General features: G+C 37.3%; 10 protein-coding genes and 1 tRNA gene. 4 read left to right on the plus strand and 7 right to left on the minus strand.

The genetic code is table 11. The features are described 5' to 3' along the window. Window positions 1–100: 100 nt before the first annotated feature. Window positions 101–910 carry a pyruvate, water dikinase regulatory protein gene (locus H4J67_RS11400; protein ID WP_070373656.1) on the minus strand — a complete coding sequence of 270 codons (810 nt, stop codon included), beginning with the start codon at window positions 908–910 and terminating at the stop codon, window positions 101–103. A 321-nt stretch (window positions 911–1,231) separates the two neighbouring features. Between H4J67_RS11400 and ppsA the strand changes: the two genes are divergently transcribed. The 3 genes from ppsA (at window position 1,232) to H4J67_RS11415 (ending at window position 7,200) form a co-directional block, all read left to right on the plus strand. Continuing rightward, window positions 1,232–3,607 carry a phosphoenolpyruvate synthase gene (ppsA, locus tag H4J67_RS11405; RefSeq protein ID WP_182171824.1) on the plus strand — a complete coding sequence of 792 codons (2,376 nt, stop codon included), beginning with the start codon at window positions 1,232–1,234 and terminating at the stop codon, window positions 3,605–3,607. Window positions 3,608–3,813: 206 nt separating this feature from the next. Beyond that, entirely contained in the window at window positions 3,814–6,891 is a 3,078-nt protein-coding gene (locus H4J67_RS11410) for an FAD-binding and (Fe-S)-binding domain-containing protein (protein ID WP_182203784.1), read from the plus strand. A gap of 105 nt (window positions 6,892–6,996) precedes the next feature. Beyond that, the gene (locus H4J67_RS11415; protein ID WP_182171816.1) at window positions 6,997–7,200 is read left to right on the plus strand and encodes a hypothetical protein; all 204 of its coding nucleotides are present in this window, start codon (window positions 6,997–6,999) and stop codon (window positions 7,198–7,200) included. A gap of 25 nt (window positions 7,201–7,225) precedes the next feature. Here the strand turns inward: H4J67_RS11415 and H4J67_RS11420 are convergent, their stop codons facing one another. From H4J67_RS11420 to H4J67_RS11445, 6 genes are all read right to left on the minus strand, one after another. Continuing rightward, window positions 7,226–7,564, minus strand: a complete 339-nt coding sequence (locus H4J67_RS11420) for a TusE/DsrC/DsvC family sulfur relay protein (RefSeq protein ID WP_182172074.1) — start codon at window positions 7,562–7,564, stop codon at window positions 7,226–7,228. After that, window positions 7,555–7,851: a sulfurtransferase complex subunit TusB gene (gene tusB / locus H4J67_RS11425; protein WP_182171813.1), complete on the minus strand. Its 297-nt coding sequence runs from the start codon at window positions 7,849–7,851 to the stop codon at window positions 7,555–7,557. Before tusB ends, H4J67_RS11420 begins: the two co-directional genes overlap by 10 nt. A 5-nt stretch (window positions 7,852–7,856) precedes the next feature. Continuing rightward, window positions 7,857–8,225: a sulfurtransferase complex subunit TusC gene (tusC, locus tag H4J67_RS11430; protein ID WP_182171810.1), complete on the minus strand. Its 369-nt coding sequence runs from the start codon at window positions 8,223–8,225 to the stop codon at window positions 7,857–7,859. A gap of 10 nt (window positions 8,226–8,235) precedes the next feature. After that, window positions 8,236–8,610 (minus strand): sulfurtransferase complex subunit TusD, encoded by a 375-nt coding sequence (tusD, locus tag H4J67_RS11435; protein WP_182171807.1) that lies wholly within the window; start codon window positions 8,608–8,610, stop codon window positions 8,236–8,238. A 126-nt stretch (window positions 8,611–8,736) separates the two neighbouring features. After that, on the minus strand, window positions 8,737–9,402 hold the full coding sequence (locus tag H4J67_RS11440; protein WP_070373648.1) for a Bax inhibitor-1/YccA family protein: 666 nt from the start codon (window positions 9,400–9,402) through the stop codon (window positions 8,737–8,739). A 254-nt stretch (window positions 9,403–9,656) separates the two neighbouring features. Beyond that, the gene (locus tag H4J67_RS11445; protein WP_182171804.1) at window positions 9,657–10,235 is read right to left on the minus strand and encodes a DNA-3-methyladenine glycosylase I; all 579 of its coding nucleotides are present in this window, start codon (window positions 10,233–10,235) and stop codon (window positions 9,657–9,659) included. A gap of 148 nt (window positions 10,236–10,383) precedes the next feature. Between H4J67_RS11445 and H4J67_RS11450 the strand changes: the two genes are divergently transcribed. Beyond that, window positions 10,384–10,474, plus strand: a tRNA-Ser gene (locus H4J67_RS11450). Window positions 10,475–10,737: the final 263 nt, after the last annotated feature.

Raw genomic sequence — 10,737 nt, forward strand, 5'->3', positions numbered from 1 at the left:
ATAAAAAAGCCAGCGCAATATAATTTATCGCGCTAACATAACCAAATTAGCGGCTTATGTGAAATGCTTTCTGTATTTTCAAAGATTAATTTGAACTAAGTTAATATTTATAGCGTTGTAAGCCTGTTTCATTGAGGATTTTTGCTGATATTTCTTCTACGGAAAACTTTGTACTGTTAAGGAAGGGAATTTTTTCTTTTTTATACAGTTTTTCAACTTCTCTAACTTCCATTCGACACTGTCGTGCGGATGAATATTTGCTGTTCGCTAATCTTTCACCGCGAATATCAATTAAGCGTTGTGCGTCGATAGTTAAGCCAAACAGTTTCTTTTTATGAGGTTTTAAAAAGTCAGGTAAAGTCAGGTCGTCCATATCATCATCAGTAAAAGGGTAGTTCGCTGCTTTAATACCATATTGTAGTGCGAGGTATAACGAGGTTGGTGTTTTACCCGAGCGCGATACACCCACGAGAATAACGTCGGCATGCTCATAATTGGTAACATTTGAACCGTCATCATTGGCCAGTGAATAATTAACCGCATCAATACGGTAATCATAACTATTTTCGTGAATACTGTGCGTGCGATGAGCGGTAGGCTTAGCGTCTAGTTGCAGTTCTTTCTCAAGTGGCGCGACAAAATGCTCTAGGAAGTTATAAATAACACCATCACAACTATCAATAATTTTTCTAATGTCGTTATTAACAAAGGTATGAAAAACTAATGGTGGCATACCGGTACGTTTAGCAGCTTTATTAATTTTTATTTTTGCTGCTTCTGCTTTTTCAACAGTTTCAACAAATGAGATAGTGTCGTGATCAAATTCCATTGGGAAAAGTGACAACAAAGCATGACCAAAAACCTCTGATGTAATGGCTGTGCCATCAGAAATATAAAAAGCAGCGCGCATTTAAAAACCTCTTTATTATCTTTAATACCCAGCGAATAAAATTAACTGAGATTTTTATAGTTAAAATAAATGACTACTGCCAGATAAAATTAATAAGTAGGTTAATGACTTAATAAATTTTATACAGGGTATTTACCCATTTTTCTGATAAAAACTAGGTCATTCAATTAATCAAATGGGTATAACTGTAACTTATACTAAAATGTTTCAAATAACATTTCAGTTTATAAAGTTCGCAGTGTAAAATGTCTTAAGCTATAAATATACTGATATAACTCATAAATCTATTTATTTTTGTTTCTTTTTTTTGGAGAAAATGTCGTGCAAGAAAATGTGCTTTGGTATGAAGTTTTAGGAATGAATGATGTTGACCGCGTTGGTGGAAAAAATGCATCACTTGGTGAAATGATCTCAAACCTTTCAAACGTAGGCGTGCAAGTCCCAGGCGGTTTTGCTACGACTTCCTACGCATTTAATGAATTCTTAGAACAAAGTGGCATCAACGACAAAATATATCAGTTGCTTGATAATTTAGATGTTGATGACTTAGCCGCATTATCAAAATCAGGTGAAACAATCCGTAATTGGATCATAGAAACACCATTTCTACCTGAAATGCAGCAAGATATAGCAAAAGCCTACACCACCTTAGCCGATGGTTTTGCTGACGATGCTTCATTTGCTGTTCGTTCTTCAGCAACGGCAGAAGATATGCCCGATGCTTCTTTTGCTGGACAACAAGAAACTTTCTTAAACGTACGTGGTTTTGACGCTGTGATGATAGCGATCAAACATGTTTACGCTTCTTTATTTAACGACCGTGCTATTTCTTACCGTGTTCATCAAGGTTATGACCATCGTGGTGTTGCTTTGTCTGCTGGAATTCAGCGTATGGTACGTAGTGATATTGCTTCAAGCGGTGTGATGTTTTCTATTGATACTGAGTCTGGCTTTGAAGATGTAGTCTTTATTACTTCAAGTTACGGTTTAGGTGAAATGGTGGTGCAGGGCGCAGTTAACCCTGATGAATTTTATGTTCATAAACCTACACTAGCTAAAGGTAGACCGTCGGTTGTTCGTCGCAATATCGGTAGTAAAGCCATAAAAATGATTTACACCACAGATCAAAGTCATGGCAAACAAGTTGAAATTGTTGATATTGAAGAAAAGTTGTCTAATCAATTTTCATTAACCGATGATGAAGTTCAAGAACTTGCCAAACAAGCCGTTATTATTGAAAAGCATTATCAACGTCCAATGGACATTGAATGGGCTAAAGATGGCTTAGACGGTAAGCTTTACATCGTTCAGGCGCGCCCTGAAACAGTTCGTAGCCGTGAAAGCGCTAATGTAATGGAACAGTTTCAATTACAAACAACCGCTGATGTAATTTGTGAAGGTCGCTCAATAGGTCACAAAATTGGTAGTGGTGAAGCAAAGGTTTTAGCTTCACTGGCTGAAATGGATAAAATTAAGCCCGGTGATGTTTTAGTCACCGATATGACCGACCCTGATTGGGAGCCTATTATGAAGCGTGCTTCTGCGATTGTTACTAATCGTGGTGGTAGAACTTGTCATGCTGCAATTATTGCTCGTGAAATGGGTATTCCTGCGGTTGTTGGTTGTGGTGATGCGACAAAACGTATTGCTAATGGCGATGATATTACCGTTTCTTGTGCTGAAGGTGATACCGGTTTTATCTACAAAGGTAAACTTGATTTTACTGTAACCACTTCTCAAGTTGATTCAATGCCAGAAGTTCCATTAAAAATAATGATGAATGTTGGTAACCCAGACCGAGCCTTTGGTTTCGCTCGTTTACCTCATGCGGGTATTGGTTTAGCACGTTTAGAATTCATTATTAATAAGATGATTGGCATTCATCCAAAAGCATTGTTAAATTTTGATGAGCAATCTGACGATTTAAAAGATGAAATTAACGACATTATCGTTGGTTATGCTAGCCCAGTTGAATTTTATATTGCTAAGCTAACTGAAGGTATTGCAACCTTAGCGTCAGCTTATTCGCCTGAGAAAGTAATCGTTAGAATGTCTGATTTCAAATCAAACGAATATGCTAACTTAGTTGGCGGTGACGTGTTTGAACCAGAAGAAGAAAATCCAATGATTGGCTATCGCGGCGCAGCACGTTATATCTCTAAAGATTTCCGTGAATGTTTTGCACTTGAGTGTGAAGCGATTAAACGCGTGCGAAACGATATGGATTTTACCAACGTTGAAATCATGATCCCATTTGTTCGTACGGTAGAAGAAGCCGAGCAAGTTATTGAAATACTCGCTGAGAATGGTCTAAAACGTGGTGAGAATGGTTTGCGCGTTATTATGATGTGTGAATTACCGTCGAACTGTTTGTTAGCTGATCAATTCCTAGATCATTTTGACGGATTTTCTATCGGTTCAAACGATTTAACGCAATTAACACTAGGTTTAGACCGTGACTCTGGTTTAATCGCTCATTTATTTGATGAACGTAATCCAGCCATTAAAGCCTTATTGTCGATGGCGATTAAAGCTTGTAAAGCGCGTGGCAAATATGTCGGTATTTGTGGCCAAGGCCCGTCAGATCACCCTGATTTTGCCGCATGGTTGGTTGAAGAAGGTATCGACAGTGTTTCGCTTAATCCAGATACGGTATTAGCGACTTGGTTGTATATTGCTGAAAACCACAAAAAATAAATAATCGTATAGCGCGATTTATTGGTGAATAATGTGAGGTCATAGCCTCACTGGCAATATGATAAACAAAGGCTAGGTTCTTTTTACTATAAGTTTAGTTAAAAAGTTCTTAGCCTTTTTGCATTCTTCAACAAAACTTGAGTCATAATTCAAAACTGACGTGATATACTAGGCTCAACCTTAAATCATTAATATGTTTTTCGTCTATGTCTCAGAGCTTACCTTCATTAGAACATCAAGAACTTATCGCTCCACTGTATCAAAAGTTTTCTCAGGAGCTTGGTAACAGTCAATATAGTGGTGAAATTAATTGCCAATATAGTGCTCGGCTGTCGGTTGCTACCGACAACAGCATTTATCAACAATTACCACAATTGGTTTTACATCCTCGAAGTAAGCAAGACATCCAATTGATCAGTCAATTGTCTTCAACGCCAAAATATCAAAGTATCAAATTTAGTGCGCGTGGTGGTGGAACTGGTACAAATGGTCAAAGCTTAACACCAGGTATTGTCGTTGACTTGTCAAAATATATGAATCGTATTTTAGAGATTAATATTGAAGAAAACTGGATACGTGTTGAAGCGGGCGTCATCAAAGATCAATTAAATGATTATTTACGTCCACACGGTTTTTTCTTTTCTCCAGATCTATCAACCAGTAGTCGTGCAACCATTGGTGGCATGATTAATACTGATGCTTCTGGACAAGGCTCTCTGGTCTATGGCAAAACCTCTAATCATGTTTTATCCCTAGAGTCGGTTTTAGCTAATGGTGACTTTCTGTCAACATCTCCAATGTCCATCAGAGAAGCGGAAGAACTCGCGCAACAAAACAGCAGTTACGGTCATATTGTTAAACAAGTACTGGCCTCATGTCGTGACAATCGAGCCTTGATTTTAGAAAAATTTCCCCGTTTAAATCGTTTTTTAACGGGTTATGATCTAGAAAATGTTTTTAATGATGATTTAAGCCAAGTTGATATTTCTCGTTTAATCACCGGTTCAGAAGGTTCGTTAGCCTTTGTTTGTGAGGCAAAACTTAACTTAACGCCAATTTTAAAAGCTAAAACACTGATTGTAATTAAATATGACAGTTTTGATTCTGCGCTGCGCCATTCACCTGCACTCGTTGAAGCTAAAGCGACTTCAGTTGAAACCATCGATTCAAAAGTCTTAAATTTAGCCAAACAAGATATTGTGTGGCATTCGGTGCGTGATTTAATTACCGATGTTGACAGTAAAGTCATGGACGGTATTAATATTGTTGAGTACAACGGCACCAGTATTGAAGCGTTAGCCGATCAGGTAGCACAACTAACAGCACGTTTAGATAGTGACATTAGCAATAATACCGGTGTTATTGGTTATCAAGTGACCACTGATTTAAGCAGTATCAATAAACTTTATGGTATGCGAAAAAAAGCTGTTGGCTTGTTAGGCAACACAGCAGGTAGTCAAAAACCATTAGCTTTTGCCGAAGATACTGCTGTGCCACCCGAAAACTTAGCGGATTACATTGTTGAGTTTCGCGCTTTACTCGATAGTTATGGTTTGCACTACGGCATGTTTGGTCATGTTGATGCGGGTGTTTTACATGTCCGTCCAGCACTCGATATGTGCGATCCTGAACAAGAAAAGTTGCTCCGCGAAATCTCTGATAAAGTGGTAACGTTAACTGCTAAATATGGTGGTTTAATGTGGGGTGAACATGGCAAAGGATATCGCAGCGAATACAGTCCAAAATTTTTCGGTGAACATTTATTTACAGAGCTAAGAAAAATTAAAAGTGCTTTCGACCCGCATAATAAAATGAATCCAGGTAAAATTTGTACGCCACTTGAATCGAGTGAAAAACTAGTCTCGGTTGACGGCACTAAACGGGGTTTCTATGACCGGCAAATACCTATAACGGTAAAAGATTCATTTAGTTCAGCGCTCGACTGTAATGGCAATGGCTTGTGTTTTAATTATGATGTAGACAGCCCAATGTGTCCTTCAAGCAAGGTAACGCGTGACCGAAGACATTCCCCAAAAGGTAGGGCTGGCCTGATGCGTGAGTGGTTACGCCTTTTAGAAGCTAAGGGTGTCGATATTCTTAGTTTAGAAGAAAATATTCAGCATTGGTCTGTAAAACGTTTATTAGATAAGATAAAAAATCGTTTTTCAGCACATCAAAAAGAAGATTTTTCTCACGAAGTGATGGAAGCAATGCAAGGCTGTTTAGCCTGTAAAGCTTGTGCGAGTCAATGCCCTGTAAAAGTAGATGTTCCAGATTTTAGAGCACGCTTTGTTAACTTATATCATTCAAGATACTTCCGTCCGTTAAAAGATCACTTAGTCGCTAATGTAGAAACATTAACGCCATTAATGGCCAAATCTCCGAAATTAATTAATGCGGTATTATCCCATAAATGGTACGACAAATTTTCACGAGCAACGATTGGTTATATTGATACTCCGATACTTTCTGTACCGACCTTAGCAAAGCAAGTCAGAGAAAAAAATTATCAATCCTTTGACCTTGCTTATTTACAAGGGCTTAATAAAGCGCAACAAGTGAGTCATGTGCTGATCGTTCAAGACCCATTTACTTCTTTTTATGATGCTAACGTCGTTGAAGCTATGATGGCATTAATTGAAAAGTTAGGTTTTACCCCAATATTATTACCGTTTAAACCTAATGGTAAACCGCAGCACGTAAAAGGATTTTTAGCTAAATTTGCAAAAACAGCTAAAAATACTGCTGAATTTTTAAATGAACTTCATCAGTTAAATATACCTATGGTCGGTTTAGATGCTTCATTAACGCTTTGCTATCGCGACGAATATAAACAAACGCTTGGTGATAAGCGTGGCGATTTTCACGTGCTGTTAGCCCATGAATGGTTATTAACGGTTATAGAACATCAGAATACTAAAATAGCACTTTCATCACTAACGGGTGATAAACCAGTGGCGCCTTATAAATTATTTGCACATTGTACTGAGAAAACGGCATTAGCCGGTAGTGAAGGGCAATGGCGTGAGATATTCAAGTTATTTGGTTTGACACTTGAAAACGTCTCTGTGGGCTGTTGTGGTATGGCTGGTACTTACGGACATGAGCAAGTAAATTTTGAAAACTCGAAAATGTTATTTGAAATGAGTTGGCAAGATAAGTTAGCTAAATTAGAGGCTAAACAAGTCTTAGTGACTGGCTACTCCTGTAGAAGCCAAACAAAGCGTTTAGGAAATATGCAGACTCGTCATCCTGTGGAAGCGTTATTATCGGCTTTTGACTAAATGTTTTCATGGACTAAAGTTATAATAAAGAGAATCGATATAGTTTGTGGCAAATGTTGTCTTGTTCTAACTTGCTATGTGCATAGCTAAAACGTGAGAGGCTTTATGTCATTATCATTGAATAATATTGAAAGTGTGCAAACAGATATAACTACAGGTTATGCATTAAAAACCGCAGCCTTATCTAAAGGTCAGCAAGAGCTTGAAGGTGAAATGGCGCTGAAGCTTATCGCCTCGGCTGGCAGTGTTGACTCAGCGGTATTACCAACATCAGGTAGCAGTGGTTTCACTATCAATATTAAAGTTTAATATTGATAGTCGAAGAGTAAAACGTTTAAATACAGCGTGCTGGTTTGGGTAAACCAGCATACATTGTTGCTTGTTTTGCTGGCCCTTCTTTGAATAATCGATATAAGTACCGACTACTTGATTTTTCTTCGCCAAATTCTGCTTTCATCGCTTTTGTTAACGCTCTTATTGCCGGGGACGTATTGTAAGTCAGGTAGAACTCTCTAACAAAGCGTATAACTTCAAAGTGTTGCTCCGTTAATACCAATTGGTCTTTATCAGCAATTATCTGCGCTAAATCTGTATGCCAGTCTTTAAAGTTGATTAAATAACCTTGCTTGTCGGTGGCGATTTCTTGCTCATTAAAAAATAAACTCACTGCCAAGTTACCGATTTTTCTGTTGCACAAATCAATGTCATTAATGCATCGAGTGATAAAGTGTTTATTTTTTCTTTATCAATCGTTATAGCTCTTGCTTGTGCGTGCGCTTCAACAATATAAAGCGCGGGCAGCGCTATTTTACTTAAGGCTTGTTGCCATAAATCATGACTAAGGTTATAGCAACCATCATCAAGTAGCACGATAGTGTCATTTGCTTGTATTACGTCAAGGCATTGTTCAAAGTCGCTTGTTTGAAAAGCGGATGTGCGCACTAAGTGAAGCATACTCATGTGGGTTAAAACCTTAATATTGATTGATGTTGGTGTAATGATGTCGAGAACTCTGCACGGTCAAGTACGGCTACGTTTTCAATAGAAAAATCGTTAGTCAAGCCACGTTGAGTCAGTGAATGTTGGCAAACATAAATATTTTCAATATCATAAAACTCTAATGCCGCTAACGTTTTTAAAAAGTCTTTTTGTTGGATAAATTCAGGTTGTTGTTTGGCTATTAATTGATAAACGCCATCGCCTTGAAAATACAAACTAATGGCTTGTTCATAAGAGCCAAAAATAAGGGCAACATCAAGAGAATCTTTAGCATTTCCTGCTGAAAAGGGTGCGCTGGCATTAACGATAGCAAGTGATTTTTTGGCTTCAGACATGATAAATACCTTACAGTTGAATTAGACGATCAGCGTTGACATTCAATTCTACTAACTCACCTAGGCCCGATAAGGTAAATGCCTGATGAATAGTAGCGGCTTGACCATCATTAATATCATCACTTAGCCCACGTTTTTCTGCTGCAGTAGCACATAAGTGTAAAGGAATATCAAAGTCGTGATGTAATTGTTGCCATTGTCGATGCGCTTGGTATTCGTCATTAGGCAGTGCAAGGTGCTGGCTACCATTTAAAACACCGTCTTGATAAAAAAATACGCCAACAACGTTAATATCACTCTTTAACGCAGCGGTAACCATATTAATAGCAGTAGCCGTTAAGTTACTGTTGGGCGGGGTGGTAATAACAAAAGCGAGTTTTTTCACAAAATGTCCTACATACACAAGTAAATAGTGATTATAAATGAATATAAAAAAACCTCGGTGACCGTAAGATCAACGAGGTTTTATATTATAAGCAATAACTCACTTACATTCTATTATCTTACGATATTAATCATCGCCGCCCATTACGCCTAAAAGGTGTAATAAATGCACGAAGATGTTGTAAATATTCAAGTATAAAGAAATAGTTGCTCGAATGTAGTTGGTTTCACCACCATTAATTATACGACTAGTATCAAACAAGATTAAACCAGACATAATCATGATAATAGCTGCGCTAACTGCTAATGAAAGAGCCGGAATTTGAAAGAAAATATTTGCAATACTTGCAACTATTACCACAATTAAACCGACCATCAAAAAACCACCCATAAACGAGAAGTCTTTTTTGCTAGTTAATGCATAACCCGATAAGGCGAAAAATATTAATGCAGTACCTCCTAAGGCTTGCATTATCATTCCAGGACCTGCAGGCATTGCAGCGTAATGGTTAAGCATAGGGCCTAGAGAGGCTCCCATTAAACCCGTGAATGCAAAAATCCAAAAAATACCACTCGCTGAATCAGCTTTTTTGTTTACAACAAACATTAAGCCAAAAGCGACTAATGTCATTATAAGAGCTGCGCCGTGTGGCAAGTTCAACGACATAGAAATAGCGGCAGTAACGGCACTAAAAGCTAATGTCATTGATAACAACATATAGGTATTTTTAAGTACCTTGTTAATTTCTATAGCTGAGCTTTTACTCGCTTGTAAACCAATATTTGATTGCATAAAACTTCCTCTGATAACTTTAGTTATACTTTTTAGATAAGGCCATTTAAGTCAAATTCAAGAGTACTCTTAAACTTTCTTTATGACATCTTGACATATTATGACATGGCGTTTTTTAAAATACTATTATTTAGTTGCTTAAATTTGTTGATATTTACTAATAATTTGTGAATATTTGTAACTAAAAAATTTAGCCGCATTAACTAGCATTGCTGGCTTGTTGGTAATTGTTATTTTTCCAAGGTATTACTCACTTATTTTCTAAAACAGCTATTTGAGTGGTCATTTATTAATCCGGTTGCTTGTAAGTGTGAATATAAGGTTGTTGAGCCTAGAAATTTAAAGCCAATCTTCTTCATGTCTTTGGCTAATCTATCACTAATAGGGGACGTAGCAACTGATTTCTCTGTATCATTTATACTGTTAACTTGGGTTTTATTATCAACATAAGACCAGATGAACTGACAAAAACTTCCGTACTCTTGCTGTATTTCAATAAATCGTTGTGCATTATTAATAGCCGCTACTATTTTTAGCCTGTTGCGTACTATTGAGGCATCTTGCATTAAACGTTCTACATCGTCGTTAGTAAACCTTGCAACTTTATTTACATCAAAGTCTAAAAACAACGTACGGTAACCTTCACGTTTCTTAAGAATAGTGTACCAATTTAAGCCAGCTTGTGCAGATTCTAGAACAAGGGATTCAAACATCACTTTATCGTCATGAACCGGCACTCCCCATTCTTCATCGTGGTATTTTACATAATCAGGTTTTGAGGTATCAAGCCAAGAACAGCGGCACTTGTTTACAGAAAAATTATTATTACCCATAAACACCCTTGAAGATTGTTTAAATAGCTAGCGATTTGTTGTTTTTTTTAGCAAACAAACGTTTTTGTTAAATAAATGCTTTACAAGTCTTTTTCTACACTTTAATATTCGCCTCGTCTTCAAGCAAGCAATTGTTTAAAGATATTCAGGTGAGATGGCTGAGTGGTCGAAAGCACTGGTCTTGAAAACCAGCAAGGGTTTATAGCCCTTCTAGAGTTCAAATCTCTATCTCACCGCCAAACAATGAAAAACCGCTAATCGAAAGATTAGCGGTTTTTTGCTTTCTGACAACTAGAAATTTTAAATAAGGGTTCATAGCACTAAACCTTCGAGTAGAGTTCAAATATCTATTTCACCGCCAAACAAAGAATATTTCTTTACTATGCCACCCATGATAATACTACGCAGTGATAATGCTCTGAAACACAGCTATCGATTGGTCAACAATAATGCATGTACTGCATCTTGTAAGCTTTTGCCTATCGATTTTTATAGATGTTGA

The sequence above is a fragment of the Colwellia sp. BRX10-4 genome (genome assembly GCF_014077465.1).
GTDB lineage: Bacteria > Pseudomonadota > Gammaproteobacteria > Enterobacterales > Alteromonadaceae > Colwellia_A.